This is a genomic window from Streptococcus rubneri, from assembly GCF_004785935.1.
Taxonomy (GTDB): domain Bacteria; phylum Bacillota; class Bacilli; order Lactobacillales; family Streptococcaceae; genus Streptococcus; species Streptococcus rubneri.
In genome coordinates this window covers 158,898-181,601 of record NZ_SRRP01000001.1, presented here as the reverse complement: position 1 = coordinate 181,601, position 22,704 = coordinate 158,898, and the positions used below count along the sequence as shown (strand labels likewise).

Below are 22,704 nucleotides of genomic sequence, written 5' to 3'. Positions count from 1 at the left end.
TCCTCCAATGCTTCTATTCTATCACAATATTAGCATTTGGTGGGATTTGTTTCACGGAAATTTAAGCTTTCCCATTCTGATAAAAACGAGGTGAATAAAGAGTCTGAGTTGCTTTCATTCCAGTTCGACGATAGTAGGTCATAAAGTCCTGATAATAGCTCCGCCAATCTCCCCTAATCTGGATAAAATGGGAAGACTTCAGTGGACGACAAAGTGGATAAAAGGCTTCCAAATCCAACTCCAAAAGATTTTTTCCTTTTAGATAGAGTTTTTCCTGAAGGGCCATCCATTTGGGATGCTGGTAATACAACTGCTGACGAAGATAGTCTTTAAACTGTCGGTCTAGAGGGACCCTTAAGTGTTGCAAACCTTGACGGGCAAATGGGGTCCTAAAAACTTCTAGCAAGCTCGTTTCATAAAAGGGGAAAAACTGGGTCTTATAATGGAGATGGCCTCGTAAGTCTTGGTGAATGAGATAATGGAGACGGACTTCTTGACGTCTCAGATCCAATTCCCAGAGATGAAAGCCCCTATTTTGACTAAAATAGACAAGACCTTCTTGGAGGGCCGACAAACTCTTTTTGAGCCAGAGCTTCTCACCCAGTAGCCAGTAAACTTGGTATCCATGCTTACGATAGGCATCACTTCTTTCTCTTAAACGCTTTAAAGACAAGGAACTGCATTGCACTTCCAAGGCAAGCTTTTGGTCTGGAAAAAGAAGATCGGCAATCTGCTGAAATTCTGGAAGGTAACTTTCGACTTCTGCCTTTGTTTCTTCTTTTCCCCATCGATAAAGGCTTGCCTTTAACTCTATATGTTCCTGACTTTCTGATTCGTGATGAAGAGGACAGTCTGCCAGAGTCACGTGGGCAAAGTGAGGCCGCATGACCTTGCCTTTTTTTAAGCGAACGGCCTTCCTACAAATCAAGCAAGAAAAAGGCCCCAAGGACGGATCTGGAACCTTCTCCACGCAGTTCCAACGGTTCTTCTTAGCATCTAGAGCAATAAACATCTTGTCACCTCCTACTTATATAATTCGTAATGAGGTGGCCTTATTGGGAAGCCAAACAAAAAAGGAGCCTCGCTCCTTTTTTAGATATGATTTTACTTGCATATAAAGCGTATCCTCATCCATGCTAGACAAGGCTATTATTAAAGTCCCTCATTTATTCTTCTGATTCACTAGTTTCCTCTCCTGATTCCGGATCTGAAGTTTCCGATGATGCAGAGGATCCATTTTCAGATTCCGTAGCTTGTTTTCGGGCTGTTTCGAATTTTTCAACAATGGTTTCACGAGTAGCTTCTGGGACATAAGTCTCTTCAGGGCCTATCGTATCCATAGATTCATTAAAGCGAGCCTTGCTATTTTCCATTTTCTCCTTCAGGTTTTTCATATAGGAATCATAGGTCTCTTTAGCAGAACCGGTGAGAGACGCTCCTGCTTCCTCCGAATGAGCAACTGTTCGTTCCATCATCAGAGCATAGAGAGCTTTGAAGTCCCCAACGGTTCTGGCATTTTCAAGTTCCTCATCTGTATACAAAACTAAAGGAGACGCTGAGGAACCTTTCAAACTGGTCACTTTCTCGCCCTGAGAGGAGGTTGATGATTGGCGTGTTGCCTGTGCTGTCTTTTCACTTGAAGAGGTCCCTTGTTGATTCGAGCAGGCTACTAGCCCAATCACTACTAGTAAACCAGCCATCGATAAAAGTATTTTTTTCATTCAATATCTCCTTTTTATCTTGCCACTATCATTTTAGCATCAACCTAGATTATCGTCAATTCATCCATTATTCCTGCTCCTTTATAAAAAAGACCAGAGATAAGTCTATCTCCAGCCCTTAGATGGAATATCAGTGACTCCTAACCCTTCCTTATCTTCACATACTTAAAGCTTCAGCCACTGTCCTAAGCCTGAAACACTTGGACAAGTTTTTCTCTTTGCACAGCTCCTCCGACATGAGGTATGGGAGTAGAAAACGAGAGGAAGAAGGCAGGACTTTTTGAAAGAGGATCCTGTTGACGAAGAGAAAGACTACTGAAAGTAGCACCATCCTCAATTCTTCTCCTCCTTTGGACTTTTAATCAAAAGTCCTATATCACCAATCTATTTATTCTTCTGAATCACTGTCTTCATCATCTGAATCATTATCGAATGGTGATTTGTTACCTTGTTTAGCTGATTCTTCAGCTCTTTCTCGAGCGTCCTTCAACTGTTCAATATAGTTTTCGCGAAGCTCTTTTGGAACAACCGCATTATCATCCCCATATGCTTCTAGTGCTTGATTAAATGCCTTCTTAGACTCTTCTTGAATCTCGTTAGTCATATCCATCATTTGAGCATATGACTCTTTCGAAGCTTCAGGAAGGGTTTTCATCGCTTCATTCATTAGGCGATTTGACTCATCCATGATTTTTGCGAAAGACTTTTTAAAATCTCCAACTGTTTTTAAATTCTCAAGCTCTTCGTCTGATGGGAAAATCGCACTAGTCGTTTTAGAGCTAGTATTAGAAGAAGTCTTTTCTGTCTTGGATGAACTAGACTCCTTGCTGGTTACCTTTTCCGTCTTCTCACTTGAAGAGGAAGATTCTGTTTTTGTTTCTTGCTTGTTTGAACAAGCTGCAAGTGAAACAACAGCCAATAAAGCAGTAGTCGATAAAATCAATTTTTTCATTCGATTTCTCCTTTTATATTGATCGACATCATTCTATCATCAAATAATCTCCTCGTCAAATCAAGCACTAATTCATGATAGTTTATAAAAAAGAGATTAGAGAATAAGGTCATGAACTAACCCCAATCCAATCTCTTCTTTTAATAATCAACCTGATACTATCGCTTATTCCTGGCTTGTCGAACTTTGACCATCTTCGCCGTCAACATATCGATGCATAAACCCTTTTACAGATTCTTCTGTCGTACTCCGAACTGTTTTCATCTGTGAAATCAGAGAGTCAAGCTCTTCCTTCGGAAACACAGTATTGTCTGAACCGTGTTCAGAATACACTTTATCTGTTTGAGCTATCGTATCTTCAAGTCTGGCTTTATTCCGTTCTATTGCTGCTAAGTAGGCTTCCTTACGTTCTCCCGGGACTTGATCAGCAACCTTTGTTGTGAACTCAACCATTCGATCATTGATTTTTCTATAGACGTTTTTATAATCTCCGTATGTCTTTATACTTTCAATCTCTTCATCTGTAAAGTAAACAAAATCATCAATGTCTAAAGAAGCATTTGAAGAGGCTTTTTCTTCTTTTGAAGACGTCTTTGTCATCACCTTACTAGTTGTCTGACTTGAAGATGATGTCTGTGTTTTTTCTTTTGGCTTATTTACACAAACTGCTAGAGACGTAAATGCTAAAATCCTTGCTATTGATAAAGTCATTTTTTTTCATATTATTTTCCTGAATAATAAGTTTTCCTTATTGTACCATTAAATTACTTGGATAAAAATTTGTTTTTAGAGGCAAAGAGAATAAAAAAACAGATTTCCAAAAATGGAAATCAGTTCTAGTTTACTTTTTTTTGCCATATTTAAGGGTAAAGAAAATTTTCAAGAAGATAAAAGGAAGAAAACAGAAGAACCACATAGGATCCCATCCTTTATTCACCTCTGATTGTGACACTTGCTTACTCTCTTTGGCTTCCTTGACGACTTGTGTCTGTTTCATAGCTGGGGACACCGTTTGTAAGCCATTTGCGATGTGTAACTGACCATCTTTGACCGTCACCTTAGGCTTGGTTCCCCTTTTTACCGTGGCATAAAAGGGTTTCTCTAAATGATAAGTATGACCATCAATAGTTTGGTCTCCTGCTGCAAACACCTGTTTATATTCATAATCTTGGTAGAGTCGTTCAATCAAGGCATTTCCGATAACATGGCGTAAGCTTTCAGCGATTTCGACATCGTAATGCCCCACTCCCATTATCACTTGGACAAAGCGTTGCTTGCCACGATTGACTGTTAAGGTGTAGTTATAATCCGCCGTCGGACTAGAACCTGTTTTCAAGCCATCTGCCCCCTTGAGGGAATACCTTCCACCTTCTAAAGAATAATTATAGTTTTCATGAGTTTCTTCATAATCTGTTCCTTGGAAGAGCGTAATTTTCGCATTTTTGGTATAGTTGAGAATTTCAGGAAACTCATTGACGATGTGATAGCCCAAAATAGCCATATCTCTCGCAGTTGTTTGGTTAATGGCATGTTGGTCATAGCGCGTTGGATTATAGTAGCCATCCAAAACTGCGGTTGGAGCACCATTTGGATTGTTCCATTTACTATTGGTCATTCCAATTTCTTGAGCTCGCTGGTTCATCAAATCCAAGAACTTATCTGGATCTCCATCTGAAACCTTATTAGCAATCATGATAGTCGCAGCACTTGAAGACGGTACAAAAATCATATTTAAGAGCGTAGAAACCTTGTATTTAGCTCCTGCCATAATCGGACTATTGCTCAACTTCTGGTTTTGCGAAATAGCTACGTCTCTTTCTGTCGCTGTAATTTGGGTATCATAGTCTAACTTACCTTCTTTGATGGCTCTCAAAAGGACGTAGACCGTCATCAGTTTGGCCATGCTGCCAGAATCCCGTAGAGCATCAATATTATCCCCATAAAGAATAGCTCCCGTATGGGCATCAATTACAATATCCGCTTTGGGGCGGAAAAACTCATCTACGGGAGTCCCTGATTTTTCCGTAATCGACATAATATCTTCTTGTTGATAGAGATCATCTGCACGGACTAACAAGGGAAACAATAGGCTACAAAGTGATAGGGTCGCTAAAAGGGCACGTTTAAAATTCATTCCATCTCTTTTCTTTCATCATCATCGTCCTCCATTATAGCATAAGTCCTAGCCTTGAGGAATAGCTTCTGCTTAGCTTTTTAGGCCTTCTTATCTCCAAATAAACTACGAGACTTCCCGCTTGGCATCTTTAGGAAAAAGCTTAATAGAAAGACAAGGGCCATAATCGCGACCAAGAAGCAACTCATCAAGGCATAGCCTCCTCTTTCAACAAAAAGAGCAGCAAGAGGTTGCAATAGAATGGTTCCTAGGTAGCGAACTCCTTGGAAAAGAGCCATAGCTAAGACCAAATCTTTGGCATCTACCTGTTGCGAGATAAATCGCAAGGAAACCATGACTAAAACCATGCCAGTTGTATGTTTTGACAAAAGGGTTAGCAGGACCTTTAGGAAGATAGGACTTGGTAGAGCATAAACCAAGTACTGGGTAAGAAGAAGACCAAGTGGGAGGAGGATAAGGATCCTTAAAGGCCAGTGATCCATAAACCGATCGGAGAAAAAAATCAAGGGAGCTTCTACAACTACAGATAGGGCTACGACTGTGGAGGCTACTTGGACAGGGAGCCCACTATCCATTAAAAGGGATGGAATGTAGGTATGACCGATGTAACCCACTCCTGATGCAAGCCCCATGAGGACTAGGAAGAATAGATAAGGTCCATTGTGAATCAGGGGAGCAAGGGAAACTTTCTCTCTTTCTGTCTGCGTGCTCCCTTGCAAGCGAATTGCTCCTAGACTAAAAAGACTAAAGGCTATTGTTAGGAGAACGGTATAATAGACTGCCTGAGGACTGAACTTGTCATAAACCCAACCAGCCAATTGTACCCCTGCTGCATAGCCTAAGGTCCCCCAGACTCGAATCTTCCCAAAGGCATATGGACTTTGAGTCGCTAGGATTTCCATCATAGGAGCTGTCCCGTTCAAGCAGATCAAGACCAAACCATAAAAAATAGTCAGCCACAAGAGGTTCGGGGCCCAAATGAAGCCACAGACACCTAGAAGGAGAAGTCCCAAACTGAGAATCGTCATCTTGATAATTCCAAAGCGTTCATTGACATAACCAAATAAGGGTTGCGTCATCATCGACAAGAAAAAGGCGATCGAAACCACGGTTGATACCTGACTCGCTGAATAGTCTTTCCCCAAAAGATAGACTGAAATCAGTGTTGTAAAGAGGGCTGTCGACATAAAATAAAAACAATATAAAAGTAGATAGGCGGGATAGGAATTACGGAATGATTTCATAATACTCCTTTCTTTAATGGAATCTAAAATAATGACAAAACCCAACTGATAAACAGCTGAGTTTTGTAGACTTATTTCTTATAGCGTTTTTGAGCATCCTCTACCCATTTTTTTCGTTTTTCTTTTTCTAGATAGAGGATTACTCCAATAATTCCAACCGGAATTAAAATAACCAACCGGTCAAGAGGAAGAGAAAACTTCTTCTTTGTCTGAGGAACCGCTGCCCCTTCTTCTTGGCTCACAGCTCCTTCTGTTACTGGTAGCTCATCAGAAATCTTGGAAGACAAGGTCACCATCTCATTCTCAGCCACTAATTTGCCATCCTTGACGACAAGTTTCGGAGATTCTTCTCCCTTCTTAACCGTCGCATAGAAAGGTTCCGATAAGGTATAGGTCTTCCCATCAATGGTCTGAACCCCTTTATCCAAGAGTTTCTTATACCTATAGTCTGAGAACGCTTTTTCAATTAAGGCATTCCCAAAAGGATGACGATAGTACTCCCCTTGTTGGTCTGACCAATCTCCGACCCCCATCACAACAGAGATCAGGCGTTGATTGCCACGCTTAATCGTCGCAATGTAATTGAAGGCTCCTCGAGGGCTAGATCCTGTTTTCAGACCATCAACTCCCTTGAGGGCATATTTAGCACCAGGCAAGGAATAGTTATAGGTATCAAAGGTTTCCTCATAAGGAGTTCCCTCTTTAACCGTTACTTTTGCTTGGTTGGTATAATTCAAAATATCAGGATATTCCTTGATGAAATGATAGACCAGGATAGCCAAATCACGCGCCGTCGTTTGGTTGGCCATCTCATTTGGGTAGTTATAACTATTGTAGAGACCTTGGAAGGTTGAAATAGCTGCTCCGCTTGGATTGTTCCAAGTTGTATTGGTCATTCCTAATTCTTTAGCCTTTTCATTCATGCGATCAATAAAGGCATCTGGATTATTGTTGGACATGAGATTGGCCAGCATAATGGTCGCTACATTGGATGAAGGAACGACGGTCATAGTGATCAATTCCGGAACCGTATAATCCACACCCGCAACAATATTATTATTGGAAATTTCATAGATCTTCGAAATTGCTTGATCTGAAGCAGTTGCTGTGACGACAGCATCCTTACTGACCTTTCCTTGCTTCATGGATTCAAACAAGAGATAAAGGGTCATCAGCTTACTCATGCTTGCCGGATCCCGCACTTCATCGATATTGTCCTTCCACAAGACATCTCCCGTATTAGCATCAATCACCAATGAAGATTTAGGGCGGTTGTAAGCCTGAACATTGTCATTGGGGTACATCTTTTTGGTTAAGTCAACCAACTCATCCGCTGCGATCGCAAGGGGTTGGAGCAAGGTCAGCAAAACCATCCCTAAAACTAATAATTTCTTCTTCACAATCTATCTTCCTCATATAAAGAACTTTATTCTCTATTGTACCATAAATTCAGCCATAAAAAAACCTATCCTGGTAGTAAAATCGGCTCTATAATTTCTGTAGTGGGTAAAACCACCATAGGAATTATGGAGTCTATTTTGTTGTAGAAAAAAAGCCCCATAAGACCTATAATGAAAAGTGACCAAACCATCATTAGAAAGAATCTTATGGAACAATTAAATTTTATCACAAACATACTCGGAATTAAAGACAAGAACATCATAATCTTGGATTATCTGGATTCTGGAACACATAAAGAAATCATCGCTAAGCTAGATTACCCTACACCTAAGTGTCACAGCTGTCATGGACAAATGGCTAAATATGACTTCCAAAAAGAATCCAAAATTCCCTATCTAGAGTGTGCGGGCTACAAGACTCTCATTCGATTGAGAAAACGACGTTTTCGTTGTAAAGTCTGCGGGAAAATGGCAGTTTCAGAAACCTCCTTAGTCAAGAAGAATCACCAGATCGCAACCATCGTCAAACAGAAAATCACTCAAAAATTGATTGAGAAAGTCCCTATGACTAGCATAGCCGAAAGTTTATCCGTCTCTACTTCAACAGTTATTCGTCAGTTACATAAATTTAAATTTAAGACTAACCTTAACTACCTTCCAGAACATATGAACTGGGATGAGTACGGCTTCAAGAAAGGTAAGATGAGCTTTATTGCACAGGACTACGATACAAGAAAGATCGTGGCTATCCTAGATGGACGGACTCAAGCAACTATTCGCAATCATTTCCTTCGTTATTCTAAACAAGTGAGAAGTTGCGTGAAAGTCATTACTATGGACATGTTTAGTCCCTACTACGATATTGCCAGAAAACTTTTTCCAAATGCTAAAATCGTTCTTGATCGCTTTCACATTGTCCAGCATCTCAGTCGAGCAATGAATCGCATACGCATCCAAATTATGAATCAGTTTGATCGAAGATCACACGAATATAAAGCACTGAAACGTTACTGGAAACTCATTCAACAGGATAGCCGTAAACTCAGTGATAAACGATTTTATCGACCAATTTTTCGGTCACACTTGGCCAATAAAGAGGTTCTAGAAAAGTTGCTTTCATACTCTCAAGAACTTAGACAGCACTATGATCTCTATCAACTCCTACTCTTTCATTTTCAAGAGAAACAGACGGACCATTTCTTTAGTCTTATTGAAGAAACAATTTCTTCTGTAAATCCTATTTTTCAAACTGTATTTAAGACCTTTTTGAAAGATAAGGACAAGATCATGAATGCACTGGAACTTCCCTACTCAAACGCAAAACTTGAGGCCACAAATAACCTCATCAAAGTCATCAAGCGAAATGCTTTTGGCTTCCGGAACTTTGACAACTTTAAAACTAGAATTCTAATTGCTTTGAACATCAAAAAGGAGAGAACCAATTTGGTCCTCTCCAGGTTGTAACTTTTCATCAACCCACTACAGTTGACAAAGAGCCGTAAAATCAGCATAGGTTCCATAAAGGGTAAGCTTATAGAAGACTAAGGGCTTCTTTGTCAGCAATGATCACTACATCTGGGTGATCTTGCAGGGCACTTGCTGGTAAACTTTCTGTTTTTGGTCCCTTGATCATACCAGCAATGGCTTCAGCTTTTGATTGCCCATAGGCAAAGAGAATGATTGATTTAGCTGCTAGGATATTGGCAATCCCCATTGAAATGGCTTGAGTTGGCACATCTTCAATTTTTTCAAAGAAGCGAGAGTTGGCTTCAATGGTTGATTGATCCAAATGGACCAAATGCGTTTGGCTGTCAAACGGGGTTCCAGGTTCGTTAAAACCAATATGCCCGTTGCGACCAATTCCTAGAATTTGCAAATCTACTGGGTTTTGGGCCAAAATGTCATTGTAATGAGCTGTTTCTTCTTCTGCAGTATCTTCATTTCCCTTTGGCAGATAACTTATTTTAAAAGGTTTTTTATTAAATAAATTTTCTTGCATAAAGTAACGGTATGATTGAGGATCTTCTCCTGTCAATCCAACGTACTCATCCAGATTAACACTCACCAAATTTGAAAAATCCAAGTCACTCTCTGTCATTCGGTGATAGAATTCCAGAGGGCTGCTACCTGTCGCAAGTCCTAGAGTTTTTGCTCCATTTTCTAACTTTTCTTTTAAAAGATCAAAAGCAACTTGTCCTCCTTCAAGCTGATTCGCAACTTCAATAACTTTCATCATAAGACCTCCACTTCTTTCTTAAATTCATTATATGGTATAGACCAATTTTTGTCAAGTGCTTTCTTTTTTAGTAAAGGAGGTATTTCCAAAAAAGAGGCATGGTCTATCAAGGACTTCATTTTCTTTGTTTCCGCACTGTTTCATGATATAATGATGAAGGTCAATGATCCCCAATGAAAGAAAAGAATTAGAAGAACAGAAAGTAAGGAGACTAGATGAACACTCAGGACTTTGATTTTTACCTGCCAGAAGAACTAATAGCGCAGACACCTTTAGAAAAACGCGATGCTTCCAAACTCCTCATCCTAAACCATAAAACTGGAGAAATGGTGGATGAGCATTTTGATGCGATTATCGACGAATTAGAGCCTGGAGATGCCTTAGTTATGAACAACACCCGAGTTCTGCCTGCTCGACTACATGGAGTGAAGCCTGAAACTGGGGGCCATGTTGAACTCTTGCTTTTAAAGAATATTCAAGGAGACCAGTGGGAAGTTCTTGCCAAGCCTGCCAAACGTCTCAAAGAGGGCTCTGTCGTTAGTTTTGGAGATGGACGCTTAGAGGCAACTCTCATCAAGAAACTCGAACACGGTGGCTGTATCGTTGAGTTTTCCTATCAAGGGATTTTCCTTGAAGTTTTAGAAAGCCTCGGGGAAATGCCTCTCCCCCCTTATATCCATGAAAAACTAGAGGACAAGGAACGCTACCAAACGGTTTATGCCAAGGAGAATGGATCTGCCGCTGCCCCAACTGCTGGACTCCACTTCACAGCTGAACTCCTCCAAAAAATTAAAGAAAAAGGGGTAAAATTAGTTTATTTAACCCTCCACGTTGGTCTTGGTACTTTCCGTCCTGTGTCGGTGGATAATCTAGACCAGCATGAGATGCATTCTGAATTCTATCAACTCTCAGAAGAAGCAGCCCAAACACTGCGTGAAGTAAAAGCTAAGGGGCACCGAATTGTCGCTGTAGGGACTACCTCTATTCGTACCCTAGAAACCATCGGTAACAAATTTGAAGGAGATATTCAGGCAGACTCTGGCTGGACAAACATCTTTATCAAGCCTGGTTACCAATGGCAGGTCGTCGATGCTTTTTCGACCAATTTTCACTTACCGAAATCAACCCTGGTTATGCTGGTTTCTGCATTTGCTGGGCGTGAGTTGACATTGCAAGCCTACCAGCATGCTATCGATGAACGCTACCGCTTCTTCAGTTTTGGAGATGCTATGTTTATCAAGTAAGGAGGTTCACCCTATGAATAAAATCGAAAGCCGCCATCGCCTCATCCGGTCCATCATCTCAGAAAAGAAAATTCGTACCCAGCAAGAACTCCAAGAGAGCCTTGAGGCCAATGGCATCGTCGTTACCCAATCGACCCTGTCTAGAGATGTCAAATCCTTGAATCTGGTTAAGATTAATGAAGGCGATACTTCCTATTATGCCATCAACAGCATTGCCCCTTCCCGTTGGGAAAAACGCCTGCGATTCTACATGGAGGATGCCTTGCTCATGTTGCGTCCAGTCCAGCATCAAGTCATTGTCAAAACTATGCCAGGTCTAGCTCAATCCTTTGGAGCGATCCTAGATGCCTTGGAGCTTCCTCAAATCGTCGCAACAGTCTGCGGAGATGATGTTTGCCTCATTATTTGTGAAGACAACCAAGGTGCCTTGGATTGTTTTGAAAAATTAAAAGAATACACACCTCCCTTCTTCTTTAGTAAATAAAATAACGTTAGATGTTGATTCATTGATTCGACATCTAACGTTTTTATTATTTTGCTGATAAAATTTGTAAGAGAAGCTAGATTAGTTGGCTTCATCTATCTTAATCATTCTTGGTCGCCATCCGGCGAATGGTCTCAGCATAAATTTCCATTGCATCATACAAATCCTCAAGCTTAGTCCGTTCATTAGCCTGATGTTCTGTCTGGAGGGCACCAGGGAAAAGAGCCCCGTAGGCTACACAGTTTTCCATCGTCCGAGCAAAGGTGGCTCCACCTGAAGACATGGCTGGAGTGAGATCACCTGTTTCTTCTTGATAGACCGCCATCAAAGTACTAACTAAAGGACTATCTAGTGGAACATAAAGAGGAGCTAGGTAATCAAATTCTTCATATCCAAGTTGATAGCTAGAAGCTAGCTCTATCAACCGCTCAACCAAAGCATCCTTATCTGCTAAGACTGGAATCCGTATATCTATCCCAATTTCAGAACGCTCTTCATCAATAGAAAGGGTTGCAATATTAAAGGACAAGGTGCCACTTGGCTCATCTTTGATCTCGCCAAAAAGAGCTCCCCCTGTTGCATCTTCTCCAACAGCATCAGCTATAAAAAGAAGGGCTGGATGGGGCTGGATCAATGAAAGGCTTTCTGCCAAGCCAACAATCGCATTGACTCCTTCTGCTGCATCTTTAGAGTGTTTTGAGAGTCCTAGGACTGTTACTGCTCCTAGCTCTTCTGTATAGTTTACTCCACTTTGTTCAATGACTGGTAGAAGCTCCTCCAAGCGTTGTCCACTATAAGTTGCCTTATCTGGAACCACATTGAGGGCATGCCCAGCTTGTAAGGGACGATCCTCCCACCCTGGTCCATGAAGCTTCACTTGAAGCAGGCCTTTTTCAGCATAGGTTAATGGGAAGGACGAATCTGGTGCAAAGCCAAGATCTGCTTTTTCTTCTATCTGATTATAGCGGTTCATACAGCGCCAGAGTGTTTCTTCGTCTGTACCAAAAATAAAGCGAACCCGTTTGGTAAATACCTCTCCTTGATCTAGGAGGCTTTTAACTGCATAAAGAGCAGCTAGGGATGGCCCTTTATCATCCTGTACACCGCGACCAATCAAGCATCCATCTTTCAAGGTTGCTTCAAAAGGTGGCGTTTGCCAATCCTCTAAATCACCGGCTGGAACAACATCCAAGTGACAAAGAACGGCCAGGAGTTCATCCCCCTGACCGATCTCTGCATATCCATAGTATCCTTCAGGATCTAGATAGGTTTGAAAGCCCATTTCTTGAGCAATCTCTAACGTTTTCTCAAGGACATCTTGGATAGCTTGTCCAAACGGTGTTCCATTTTCTCCTTCATTTAATACAGAAGGGTAAGAAATAATAGTTCGTAAAGAGTTTAGATAAGACTCTTTAACTTCTTGACTGATTCTATACTTCATGGAAACACCTAGCCTATTCTATTGTAAGAATGGAACAAGAGTTCCGAGAAGAAGCAAGGCAATAGTAATCACAACGATTGCTACGACAAGTTTGCCCATGAATTTCCACCAAGTACTGATTTCAACACGTCCAAGAGCAAGAGCTCCCATTACAATACCAGAAGTTGGTGCAATCAAGTTCAAGACACCAGATGCTGATTGGTAAGCAGTAACGATCAAGCTAGCTGGTACGTTAACGAATTTACCAAGAGGTGCCATGATACCCATAGTCGCACTTGCAAGACCAGATGATGATGGAATCAAGAAGGACATTGGCAAGTAGAAAATGTAAGTCAAGATAATAAACAATTGAGATGATAGACCTTTAAGTCCTTCTTCACCCCAATGAAGGATAGTCGCAGTAATCATACCATCGTTCATGATGACTTGGATACCACGTGCTACTGCTACGATAAGAGCAACACTCAAGAGATCTGCAGCACCATTCATGAAGGCTGAGATAATCTTGTCTTCTTTCAGGCCGTAGATAACACCTATGAGGATACCCATGAAAGCAAAGAGCATTGCTGTTTGTGGGAAGTACCATGTACCAAGTGCATCAGTATTACCAATCAATTGACCAAGCACTGGAAGTTTATGAAGTGTTTCATTGAAGGTATTAAAGAAGTTAATTCCCAAATCACTGAATGGGATAAATCCTGCAACCATGATTACGAAAGTTGCAATGAAGACGAACAAGACGCGTTTTTGTTTCTTGTTCATTTCAGCAGGGATTTCTTCCCCACTATCCACGTTGAAGTGTTTCAAATCTTCTTCACGAGTTGCATAAGTCAATGACTTGCTTGGATCTTTTTGGATCTTATCAGCATAGCGGTATACATAGTATGTGCTAAGTGCAGTCAAGACTACCCAGAAGATGACACGGAGTAACAAACCTGATGCACTTGAGATACCAGCTGTATCAGAAGCAATAACAGTCGCAAATGGGTTCAATGTTGACGCCAAACATCCGATTTGTGATCCTAAGAGGATAATAGCCACCCCTGTCAAGCTGTCAAAACCAACAGACATCATAACAGGAACAAGTAGTGGATAGAAGGCCATGGTTTCTTCACCCATACCATAAGTTGTACCACCAAGGGCAAACAATGGCATCAAGATCAAAATCAACATTTTTTCGCGGCCTTTGTATTTACGAACGATAGAAGCAATCCCCACATCAAGGGTACCTGTTTCGTTCACAACTCCAAGGAAACCACCAACCATCAAGATGAAGAAGGCTACGTCAATCGCTGCACTGGTTGGTGCTTTACCAAGCATAGCATTGATTGGTGCCATCAAAACATCCCAAATCCCTTGAGGATTTTGTTTCACAGATTCGTAACTACCTGCGATAATGGCTCCAGCATCATCAACTTTATATTGACCAGCTGGAATAATCCAAGTTAACACTGCCATAACGGCAATGATAATCAACAATACGGAAAAAGATGAAGGCATCTTAAATCCTTTTTTCGCTTTTTCACTCATTTGTTTTCTCCTCCTAACGCAACAAAGTTTGAGTGAGTTTTACAAGAGCCAATCTCAAGTAAAACGCTTTCTTATAGAATCATTTTATCATATTAACCAGTAAAAAACTAGTTTTTCCCAATTTTTTTTAGAAAAAAAGAGAATAGTCTGTCAGCTGATCAACAGAATGTAGACTAGTCTCCCCCCTCCTACTATCAACTAATTAATCTTTAACAATGATTGTTCCACTTTCAGACTCAATCAAAGCGCCAAGGTTTTCAAGTGATGTGATGACTGCTTTTCCTTCTGGACGACCATTTACAAAGGCGATCGCAGCTTCTACTTTAGGAAGCATGCTTCCTGGTGCAAATTGGTCTTGTTTGATGTACTCTTCCAATTGAGCCACATTCACATGTTCCAATTTCGCTTGGTCTGGTTTGTTGTAGTTCACAAAGACATAATCGACACCAGTCAAGACGATGAAGAGGTCTGCTTCTACTAATTCAGCCAAACGTTGAGATGCGAAGTCTTTATCGATTACCGCTTCAACACCAGATAGGCTACCATCTGCTTCTTTCACAACTGGGATACCGCCACCACCGGCTGCAACAACGACTTGACCGTCGTTCAACAAAGTACGAATGGTATTGATTTCTTTGATATCCACTGGTTTTGGTGAAGCCACAACTTTACGCCAGCCACGACCAGCATCTTCTTTGAAAGTTGCACCTGATTTTTCAGCTTCTGCTTTTGCTTCTTCTTCAGAGTAGAATGGGCCGATTGGTTTGCTGAGGTTAACAAAAGCTGGGTCGTTCTTATCAACAACGACTTGAGTGACAACAGAAGCCACATCTTTTTCAATTCCTTCTTCAAGAAGAGCATTTTGAAGAGCATTTTGAAGCCAGTAACCAATGCTTCCTTCGGTCATAGCAACTAATGAATCAAGTGGGAAAGCTGGGTTCTTTTCAGAATCTGCAGCCAAGTGTTGGAGCAAGAGGTTTCCTACTTGAGGACCATTTCCGTGAGTGATGATCAACTCATCCCCATTTTTGATTAATTTAACTAAGTGTTTAGCTGTTTCTACAAGTGCTTCTTGTTGAGCTTTTGCAGAAGGATCAGATGAGAGAATAGCATTTCCTCCCAAAGCAACGACGATTTTTCTTGACATGAATTTTCCCTTTCTATAAAAAATAGGGGCAGGACTAAAGCTAGCAGTCCAGCCCCTATAGCTGTTGGTATACGGTTATAAAGTCTTAAACTTTTGGAATGTACATGTTACCAAGAGTAGCCGCCATGACTGCTTTGATTGTGTGCATACGGTTTTCAGCTTGGTCAAAGTGACGAGCATATTTACTACGGAACACTTCGTCAGTAACTTCCATTTCTTCTACGCCGAATTTTTCAGCAACATCTTTACCATAAACAGTGTTTGTGTCATGGAAAGCTGGCAAGCAGTGCAAGAAGATCAAGTCTTCATTGTCAGCTTTCTTAACCAATTCCATGTTTACTTGGTAAGGTTTCAAAAGGGCAACGCGTTCTGCAAATTTGTCTTCTTCACCCATAGATACCCAAACGTCAGTGTAAAGTACATCTGCACCTTTCACAGCTTCGTCAGCATCTTCAGTGATCAAAATATGAGCGCCACTTTCTTTTGCGAATCCTTCTGCCAATTCAACAATTTCTTGTTCTGGGAAGAGTTCTTTTGGTGAGAAGATGTGTACGTTCACACCAAGGATAGCACCTGTTACAAGAAGGCTGTTTGCAACGTTGTTACGTCCGTCACCACAGTATACAAGTGTCAAACCTTCCAAACGTCCAAAGTTTTCTTGAACAGTCAAGTAGTCAGCAAGCATTTGAGTTGGGTGCCATTCGTCAGTCAAACCATTCCATACTGGAACACCTGAGAATTCAGCCAATTCTTCAACCATGCGTTGGCTAAATCCACGGAATTCGATACCATCAAACATACGTCCGAGAACTTTTGCAGTATCTTCTGTAGATTCTTTTTTACCAAGTTGGATATCGTTTGCACCTAGGTATTCTGGGTGAGCACCAAGGTCGATGGCTGCAGTAGTGAAGGCTGCACGAGTACGAGTTGAAGTTTTTTCAAACAAAAGCGCAATGTTTTTACCAGCAAGGTAGTGGTGTTCGATGTTGCGTTTTTTAAGGTCTTTCAAGTGAGCTGAAAGTCCGATAAGGTATTCTAACTCTGCACGTGTAAAGTCTTTTTCTGCTAAAAAGCTACGCCCTTGGAATACTGAAGTTGTCATTAATTATCTCCTTTAATTATGCATGATAGGATCCTGTCATTCAGTTTAGAGGGCTCAGTTTAGACACTGAGCCCGTCTAACCTGAAGAAGGATGATTAGATTTCTTCACGTTCGAATGGCATTGACATACAACGAGGTCCACCACGACCGCGAACCAATTCACTTCCGCGGATCTTAATCAAACGAAGTCCGTATTCTTCTAATTTCTTGTTCGTAACAGTGTTACGGTCGTATACTACTACCACACCAGGTGCGATTGTAAGAGTATTTGATCCGTCGTTCCATTGTTCACGCGCAGCAGCAACGACGTTGCCATCTCCACATGGGATCAATGTAACTTTTTCAACACCAAGGTTTTCAGCAAGCAATTCAGCCAAATCACCTTTTTCTTCAACGATCTTCAATTGTTCGTTTTCATAAGTTACAGAGAAGACGCGAAGGTTTCCTTGGATTTCTGGGTGGATTGTGAATTTATCGTAGTCCACCATTGTGAATACTGTATCCAAGTGCATGAATTTACGGTTGTTAGCAAATTCAAAGGCCAATACTTTCTTGAAGCCAACGTTCTTCTTGAAGATGTTTACCAACAATTTTTCGATTGATGCAGCATCAGTACGTTGTGAGATACCAACTGCCAATACATCTTTAGAAAGTACCAACTCATCTCCACCTTCAATACGAGTATCTTCTTCACGGTTGTAGACAAGTTCAACTTTTCCACCGTAAACTGGGTGGTATTTGAAGATGTATTTACCATACAAAGTTTCACGGTTACGTGTATCTGCATACATGTGGTTCAATGATACTGCATTACCAATTGTTGCAAATGGGTCACGTGTGAAGTACAAGTTTGGCATTGGGTCGATAGCAAATGGATAGTCAGATTCAACAAGGTCTGTCAATCCTTTTGCTTCTTCAGGAATTTCTGGAAGTTCAGCTTTTTGAACCCCTGCCATTGTTTTTTCAACCAATTCTTGGTTGTCTTCAATGCTGTGAAGCAATTCACGGATCGCAATTTTTGTTTGGCGTCCACGAATGTTCGCTTCTTCAAGGTATTCTTCGATGAACTGATCGCGAATTTCTGGAGAAGTCAATGACTCAGCAGCTAACTGTTCAAGATAAAGTACTTCGATTCCTTCGTTACGAAGTGCTTCAGCAAATGCGTCGTGTTCTTTTTGAGCATCTTCCAAGAAAGGAATATCATCAAAAAGAAGACGTTCAAGATAGTCAGGCATCAAGTTTTCCAACTCTTTACCTGGACGGTGCAAACAAACTTTTTTCAGTTTTCCAATTTCTGAGAAAACATGAATTGGATGTGTAGACATCTATAGTCCTCCTTCTTCTTGCGGTTTAGTTTACCTAATCCCGTTTACAAGCTTCATTTTATCACCAATTGGTACCGCTTTCACAAGCAATCTTCCATTCCAAATGCAAAGAATCTGACACTTTTTTAAATATAAATCATTTTTTATTAAAAATGAACCGCTTTCTTTGGGTAATTTACTTTTTTTATTATTTTTGCGGGTAAATATTTTTTTGTTTGATGAATAAAATTTTTAAATAGGACCTCCCTACAAAAAAAGAAGCGCTATTAGGCTTCTTCAAAACTATCTAAAAAGAAAGAAAGATCCACAAAGGTTAAGATTTTATGTTTGTATTGGATTTTTTCTTCATCTATCAACTTCTTAAGGACAAGATTGACCGTCTCTCTCGTCGTCGCTGCTAAACGAGCCAGCTCCTTCATGCTCATTGGAAAGGGAACTGTATTCCCTACTTGGCGATAATCCTTACAGAGCACGGCCAAGGATTGAATAACGCGATCACTAGCGCTAGCTGCTACAACATTTCGAAGACGTAATTCCTGAAACTCTAAGATTTTAGACAATTTTCTTATGATGAAGAGGACTTGTTCCACATTGGCTTGAGCATACTCTTCATATAGATCGACAGGAATACTGAAATAGCTTACTGCCGTGATGGCACTCGCTGTGTAATGGTAAGTTTCATCCGTAAACATCCCCCCATAAGGAAAGAGAGCTCCTTCTTTAATATAATCCATATAAGAGAAGCTATCGGAGGAATCAAATTGTTCAATTCTTACATACCCTTCCTGCAACAAAAAAATACGATCTCTCCGGTCTCCGGCAAAAAATATAATTTGTCCCTTTGGAATTTCACGATGGTGAATTTCAACAGCTAATTTATCAAACTTTTCCACTGGAATAGCTGCAAAAGCCGGATGGGACCGAATCAACTGATAAGCTTCTTTAGTAATCATAACTTTTCTTTCTTTAAACTCTTTTGTCATTATAACATACTCGCTAGTGGCCTGCAAAGATTCTGTTAATGATTCTTAAATAAGTAGAAAAAAATCGGCCAAGTGACTTTTACTACCTTTCTTTAACCCCCGTAAACACTAAAAGAAGCTCAGTTCTCTTCTATAAAGAACTAAGCTTCTTTTATAGGAAAGACGGCTCACATCCTTGTTCAATAGCTCTCAATCCGTATTCATCAGCTACCAGAGAGCTAGCTATCAAACATAGCCACAAGACCATTTCCTAATTCATATTCACACGGTGCCATTCATTAATCACATAGCAGAGCTCACCCAATTGGTAAATACCAAATCCACTGATTTCATCACTTTCTGGGGTGGTACCACCTAGCCCCGCTGTAAAAATTGAAATGAGATAAGGTGTTTGTTCGTAAACAATTGCCTCGACATTGAGCGCTTCTGCTACATATCCTGGTTTTTGTTGAATGACCAAATTCGGTAAGAATTTTTTATAGTACTCTCCTGGGAAGGATTCCCCAATTAATTCAAGCAAGTCAGCATACTTTTCCCGATGGTTCCAGAGATACTCTAATACATGAATATAGTAATCTGAAGTTGTCTTATTGGCATCACTGAATGTTTTCACTTCTTTCGAACGTGATTGACCATAACGACTAAACAATTTGCGCGCCTCATCCATACCACCCAGACGATCTGCTAAGGCATAAGCTGGCGTATTCTCCGAGTAGACCAATGAATAACGTTGCATATCTGGAATTGCCATTGCCCCATCAAAGGCCGCGACGTAATTATCATGTTCTCCGATATACTCATAGTAGGTATTGGTAATATCAAACCGATCCGTCAGGTTTAATTTCCCTGCAGCCACTTCATCCACAATCAACATATTCAAAGGAAGTTTGTAAGTACTCCCTGCTGTCATGGGTTGCAAGTCATTCATCGCAAACTGCTCACCGGTCGCAGTGTTTTTGTAGGTGAAAGCAATTTGAGAAGGCTCAATGGCACTCTGGGCCATGTATTCTTGAACCACTTCCACTAAGTTTTTATTGGCATAATCATAGACTAGCCCCAAACTTTCCATGGTTTCTCGATCCTCGTCTATCACAGCCTGTTTTTCTTCTGGTGTTTTGACACGAGGAGGTTGCGTTTGTTTTTTCCCCTGTTCAGAATCCTGTTTTTTTGTATTTTTTTCTTTTTTTGCAATAGTTGATGCAGTTGCTTGGTTGAGGTGCAGGTAACCTAAAGCTCCCACTCCCCCTAGGCACAACAAAATGCCTAACGCAATCATGATCGAACGTCCATTAAATATTTTTTTCATATGAAGTTAATTATAAAAGATTCTAGTTAAAATAACAAGAAGTTTCCGTTTGAGAAAACGATTTCTTCTAAAAAATTTTAGTAGCACCAGCACCCGTTTCCTTTTTCGACAAGAACTGAGTTTTCCTCCAAAATTCTATCCTCAACAACTCCTGAATTGAGAGTATTTGATTCCTATTTTTTCTTGAAGGATCCCATAATCAGTTTGGCCACTTCACGCGCTATGGTTCGGAATAAGGAGCTAATAAAGGAATCCTTTGCCTTCTCTAAGCTTGATTTTCGAGGACGTCCTGGACTACGTTTTTGACTCGCCTTCTCCTCTGCTGCCTTTTCCTTAGCTTCCTGTTCCTTGTTCTTTTCTTCTGCTTCCTGATTTGTTTTTTCAGCTAACTTCTCATAAGCAGACTCCTGGTCAACGCGTACAGCATACTTTTGATGATAGGGAGATGTTGAGATTAACGCTAACTGTTCACTTTCATTCAAAAGATCAAAACTAGATTGGGGAGACAAGATATAGGAGCGCTCTACAACGCTTGGTTGGCCCTTTTCATTAAGAAAGGAAACCAATGCCTCTCCAGTACCAAGCTCGGTCAAGACCGTTTCTGTATCAAAAGCTGGATTAGGGCGGAAACTTTGAGCCGCAACTTTAATGGCCTTCATTTCTTTCGGTGTATAGGCACGTAAAGCATGCTGAACCCGATTCCCCAATTGAGCTAGAACAGACTCAGGTAAGTCTTGAGGGTTCTGGGTGATAAAGTAAATCCCTACTCCTTTCGAACGAATCAAGCGAACCACTTGTTCCACCTTTTCAAGGAAGAGCTTACTTGCATCCTTGAACAAAAGATGGGCTTCATCAAAGAAAAAGACAAATTTGGGCTTTTCCAAGTCCCCTACTTCTGGCAAAGTTTCAAAAAGGCGAGATAACATCCAGATAAGGAAGGTAGAGTATAGTTTTGGTGAGTGGAACAAGCGAGTAGCAGATAGGATATTGATGTAGCCTCTTCCACTACTATCGAGCTGCATAAAATCCTGAAGATCTAAAGCTGGCTCCCCAAAGAACTGGTCAGCTCCTTCCTGTTCTAAGACCAATAAACTCCGTTGAATAGCCCCAACTGATTGTTTGGTAATATTTCCATACTGGGCTGAATATTCTGAGCTATGGTCGTAGACTTCCTTCAAAAGGCTTTGCAAATCTTTTAAATCGATGAGGGCCCAATTCTTCTCCTTAGCCACTTTGAAGACAATGGCTAGAATACCAGTTTGGGTTTCATTTAAATCGAGAAGTCGCGCCAACAAGAGAGACCCCATGCCCTCGATAGTAGCTCGAACAGGATGGCCAGCTTGACCAAATACATCCCATAAACGAACTGGAAAAGCTTGGGGTACAAAAGGATCTGAAATCCCCAACAATTGATACCGTTCTTCAAGTTTAGTCGTCCATTGTCCAGGTTTGGCTAAACCAGAAAGATCCCCCTTAATATCCGCTAAAAATACAGGAATTCCTTGCTGACTTAATTTTTCAGTAATTACTTTTAAGGTAACGGTTTTCCCTGTTCCGGTTGCTCCTGCTATCAAACCATGGCGGTTAAGCATTTTTAGATAAAGTGGCGTATCCACTGCTCCTTTTGTAATCGTAATACTTGTCATTTTCATTCTCCCTTTTGTTAAGGCACAGTTTTTTCAGAAAAAGTGACAAGGCTTCTTCCTTATGTAGGAAGCCTTTCTCCTCACTTTCACATACTCTTCTAGTGTATCATTTTCAGGTATAAACGCAAGAAATATCCCTCTCAATCTGATTCAGATGCAAGCAAAAGAGGCCTTTCTAGGCCTCTTCCGTTTATCGTATTATTTGGCTGCTGCGTAAAGCTCGTCTACTTTGTTCCAGTTGATCACTGAGAAGAAAGCTTTGATGTAGTCAGGACGAACGTTGCGGTATTTCACGTAGTAGGCATGTTCCCAAACGTCCAAGCCCAAGATTGGTTTCTTCCCTTCTGAGATTGGTGTGTCTTGGTTTGCTGTTGAAGTCACTTCAAGCTTCCCTTCTTTGTTGACAACCAACCAAGCCCATCCTGAACCAAAGCGAGTAGTTGCCGCGGCTGTGAAAGCTTCCTTGAACGCATCGAATGATCCAAAGGTTGCATCAATGTCGGCTGCAAGTGTCGCAGAAGGAGCGGTTTCTTCTGGAGTCATCAACTCCCAGAAAAGAGCATGGTTCAAGTGACCTCCACCATTGTTGATCAGCGCTTGGCGAATATCTGCTGGAATAGCATCTACATCAGCCAACAAGGTTTCAAGGTCTTCACCAATTTCAGGGTGTTTTTCAAGAGCAGCATTTGCATTATTTACATATGCTTGATGGTGTTTATCATGGTGTAAGTGCATGGTTTCTGCATCAATATATGGCTCTAATGCGTCGTATGCGTATGGTAGGTCTGGTAAAATAATTGCCATGGAAA

The 22,704-nt window shown here is 40.9% G+C and carries 20 protein-coding genes; 3 read left to right on the top strand and 17 right to left on the bottom strand.

All coding sequences use genetic code 11. From position 1 onward, the window contains the following. Nucleotides 1–61: 61 nt before the first annotated feature. From E5S68_RS01060 to E5S68_RS01030, 7 genes are all read right to left on the bottom strand, one after another. Nucleotides 62–1,012, bottom strand: a complete 951-nt coding sequence (locus tag E5S68_RS01060) for a competence protein CoiA (protein WP_135781991.1) — start codon at nt 1,010–1,012, stop codon at nt 62–64. Between the two features lie 154 nt (nt 1,013–1,166). Continuing rightward, a complete protein-coding gene (locus E5S68_RS01055) occupies nt 1,167–1,721 on the bottom strand; it encodes a hypothetical protein (protein WP_135781990.1) in 555 nt (184 codons plus the stop codon). A 388-nt stretch (nt 1,722–2,109) separates the two neighbouring features. After that, nucleotides 2,110–2,673 carry a hypothetical protein gene (locus tag E5S68_RS01050; protein ID WP_135781989.1) on the bottom strand — a complete coding sequence of 188 codons (564 nt, stop codon included), beginning with the start codon at nt 2,671–2,673 and terminating at the stop codon, nt 2,110–2,112. 165 nt (nt 2,674–2,838) lie between these two features. Further along, nucleotides 2,839–3,384 (bottom strand): hypothetical protein, encoded by a 546-nt coding sequence (locus tag E5S68_RS01045; RefSeq protein WP_135781988.1) that lies wholly within the window; start codon nt 3,382–3,384, stop codon nt 2,839–2,841. A 130-nt stretch (nt 3,385–3,514) separates the two neighbouring features. Next, entirely contained in the window at nt 3,515–4,807 is a 1,293-nt protein-coding gene (locus E5S68_RS01040) for a DUF1958 domain-containing protein (RefSeq protein WP_135781987.1), read from the bottom strand. Nucleotides 4,808–4,887: 80 nt separating this feature from the next. Next, entirely contained in the window at nt 4,888–6,051 is a 1,164-nt protein-coding gene (locus tag E5S68_RS01035) for an MFS transporter (RefSeq protein ID WP_135781986.1), read from the bottom strand. 71 nt (nt 6,052–6,122) lie between these two features. After that, nucleotides 6,123–7,451, bottom strand: coding sequence for a DUF1958 domain-containing protein (locus E5S68_RS01030; protein WP_135781985.1), 1,329 nt, complete (start codon nt 7,449–7,451; stop codon nt 6,123–6,125). 207 nt (nt 7,452–7,658) lie between these two features. On the opposite strand from E5S68_RS01030, the gene E5S68_RS01025 reads away from it, so the two are divergent. Continuing rightward, the gene (locus E5S68_RS01025) at nt 7,659–8,915 is read left to right on the top strand and encodes an ISL3 family transposase (protein WP_135781984.1); all 1,257 of its coding nucleotides are present in this window, start codon (nt 7,659–7,661) and stop codon (nt 8,913–8,915) included. A gap of 67 nt (nt 8,916–8,982) precedes the next feature. On the opposite strand, the gene E5S68_RS01020 is transcribed toward E5S68_RS01025, so the two are convergent. Next, a complete protein-coding gene (locus E5S68_RS01020) occupies nt 8,983–9,684 on the bottom strand; it encodes a glucosamine-6-phosphate deaminase (protein WP_135783079.1) in 702 nt (233 codons plus the stop codon). Between the two features lie 218 nt (nt 9,685–9,902). Between E5S68_RS01020 and queA the strand changes: the two genes are divergently transcribed. After that, the gene (gene queA / locus E5S68_RS01015; RefSeq protein WP_135781983.1) at nt 9,903–10,931 is read left to right on the top strand and encodes a tRNA preQ1(34) S-adenosylmethionine ribosyltransferase-isomerase QueA; all 1,029 of its coding nucleotides are present in this window, start codon (nt 9,903–9,905) and stop codon (nt 10,929–10,931) included. A 13-nt stretch (nt 10,932–10,944) separates the two neighbouring features. After that, entirely contained in the window at nt 10,945–11,415 is a 471-nt protein-coding gene (locus E5S68_RS01010; RefSeq protein WP_135781982.1) for an arginine repressor, read from the top strand. 100 nt (nt 11,416–11,515) lie between these two features. Here E5S68_RS01010 and E5S68_RS01005 read toward each other — a convergent pair whose 3' ends face one another. The 9 genes from E5S68_RS01005 to sodA form a co-directional block, all read right to left on the bottom strand. Continuing rightward, nucleotides 11,516–12,856, bottom strand: a complete 1,341-nt coding sequence (locus E5S68_RS01005) for a M20 family metallopeptidase (RefSeq protein WP_135781981.1) — start codon at nt 12,854–12,856, stop codon at nt 11,516–11,518. Between the two features lie 18 nt (nt 12,857–12,874). Next, nucleotides 12,875–14,386, bottom strand: a complete 1,512-nt coding sequence (locus tag E5S68_RS01000; RefSeq protein WP_135781980.1) for a YfcC family protein — start codon at nt 14,384–14,386, stop codon at nt 12,875–12,877. Between the two features lie 202 nt (nt 14,387–14,588). After that, the gene (gene arcC, locus E5S68_RS00995; protein ID WP_135781979.1) at nt 14,589–15,533 is read right to left on the bottom strand and encodes a carbamate kinase; all 945 of its coding nucleotides are present in this window, start codon (nt 15,531–15,533) and stop codon (nt 14,589–14,591) included. A gap of 85 nt (nt 15,534–15,618) precedes the next feature. Further along, nucleotides 15,619–16,635, bottom strand: coding sequence for an ornithine carbamoyltransferase (gene argF / locus E5S68_RS00990; protein ID WP_135781978.1), 1,017 nt, complete (start codon nt 16,633–16,635; stop codon nt 15,619–15,621). Nucleotides 16,636–16,730: 95 nt separating this feature from the next. After that, nucleotides 16,731–17,960: an arginine deiminase gene (gene arcA / locus E5S68_RS00985; protein ID WP_049514063.1), complete on the bottom strand. Its 1,230-nt coding sequence runs from the start codon at nt 17,958–17,960 to the stop codon at nt 16,731–16,733. A gap of 266 nt (nt 17,961–18,226) precedes the next feature. Beyond that, nucleotides 18,227–18,913 carry a Crp/Fnr family transcriptional regulator gene (locus tag E5S68_RS00980; protein WP_135781977.1) on the bottom strand — a complete coding sequence of 229 codons (687 nt, stop codon included), beginning with the start codon at nt 18,911–18,913 and terminating at the stop codon, nt 18,227–18,229. 280 nt (nt 18,914–19,193) lie between these two features. Beyond that, nucleotides 19,194–20,249 carry a serine hydrolase gene (locus E5S68_RS00975; protein WP_135781976.1) on the bottom strand — a complete coding sequence of 352 codons (1,056 nt, stop codon included), beginning with the start codon at nt 20,247–20,249 and terminating at the stop codon, nt 19,194–19,196. Nucleotides 20,250–20,422: 173 nt separating this feature from the next. After that, nucleotides 20,423–21,895 (bottom strand): helicase HerA-like domain-containing protein, encoded by a 1,473-nt coding sequence (locus E5S68_RS00970; protein ID WP_135781975.1) that lies wholly within the window; start codon nt 21,893–21,895, stop codon nt 20,423–20,425. A gap of 198 nt (nt 21,896–22,093) precedes the next feature. Continuing rightward, a complete protein-coding gene (sodA, locus tag E5S68_RS00965) occupies nt 22,094–22,699 on the bottom strand; it encodes a superoxide dismutase SodA (protein WP_135781974.1) in 606 nt (201 codons plus the stop codon). Nucleotides 22,700–22,704: the final 5 nt, after the last annotated feature.

Bases quoted from the DNA above. Each gene is read 5' to 3' on its own strand.
- E5S68_RS01035 (WP_135781986.1), bottom strand. From the start codon at position 6,051: ATGAAATCATTCCGTAATTCCTATCCCGCCTATCTACTTTTATATTGT.
- argF (WP_135781978.1), bottom strand. From the start codon at position 16,635: ATGACAACTTCAGTATTCCAAGGGCGTAGCTTTTTAGCAGAAAAAGAC.
- E5S68_RS01020 (WP_135783079.1), bottom strand. From the start codon at position 9,684: ATGAAAGTTATTGAAGTTGCGAATCAGCTTGAAGGAGGACAAGTTGCT.
- E5S68_RS01010 (WP_135781982.1), top strand. From the start codon at position 10,945: ATGAATAAAATCGAAAGCCGCCATCGCCTCATCCGGTCCATCATCTCA.
- sodA (WP_135781974.1), bottom strand. From the start codon at position 22,699: ATGGCAATTATTTTACCAGACCTACCATACGCATACGACGCATTAGAG.
- E5S68_RS01050 (WP_135781989.1), bottom strand. From the start codon at position 2,673: ATGAAAAAATTGATTTTATCGACTACTGCTTTATTGGCTGTTGTTTCA.
- E5S68_RS01055 (WP_135781990.1), bottom strand. From the start codon at position 1,721: ATGAAAAAAATACTTTTATCGATGGCTGGTTTACTAGTAGTGATTGGG.
- E5S68_RS01060 (WP_135781991.1), bottom strand. From the start codon at position 1,012: ATGTTTATTGCTCTAGATGCTAAGAAGAACCGTTGGAACTGCGTGGAG.
- E5S68_RS01005 (WP_135781981.1), bottom strand. From the start codon at position 12,856: ATGAAGTATAGAATCAGTCAAGAAGTTAAAGAGTCTTATCTAAACTCT.
- E5S68_RS00980 (WP_135781977.1), bottom strand. From the start codon at position 18,913: ATGATTACTAAAGAAGCTTATCAGTTGATTCGGTCCCATCCGGCTTTT.
- E5S68_RS00975 (WP_135781976.1), bottom strand. From the start codon at position 20,249: ATGAAAAAAATATTTAATGGACGTTCGATCATGATTGCGTTAGGCATT.
- E5S68_RS00970 (WP_135781975.1), bottom strand. From the start codon at position 21,895: ATGACAAGTATTACGATTACAAAAGGAGCAGTGGATACGCCACTTTAT.
- E5S68_RS01025 (WP_135781984.1), top strand. From the start codon at position 7,659: ATGGAACAATTAAATTTTATCACAAACATACTCGGAATTAAAGACAAG.
- arcC (WP_135781979.1), bottom strand. From the start codon at position 15,533: ATGTCAAGAAAAATCGTCGTTGCTTTGGGAGGAAATGCTATTCTCTCA.
- arcA (WP_049514063.1), bottom strand. From the start codon at position 17,960: ATGTCTACACATCCAATTCATGTTTTCTCAGAAATTGGAAAACTGAAA.
- queA (WP_135781983.1), top strand. From the start codon at position 9,903: ATGAACACTCAGGACTTTGATTTTTACCTGCCAGAAGAACTAATAGCG.
- E5S68_RS01040 (WP_135781987.1), bottom strand. From the start codon at position 4,807: ATGAATTTTAAACGTGCCCTTTTAGCGACCCTATCACTTTGTAGCCTA.
- E5S68_RS01045 (WP_135781988.1), bottom strand. From the start codon at position 3,384: ATGACTTTATCAATAGCAAGGATTTTAGCATTTACGTCTCTAGCAGTT.
- E5S68_RS01000 (WP_135781980.1), bottom strand. From the start codon at position 14,386: ATGAGTGAAAAAGCGAAAAAAGGATTTAAGATGCCTTCATCTTTTTCC.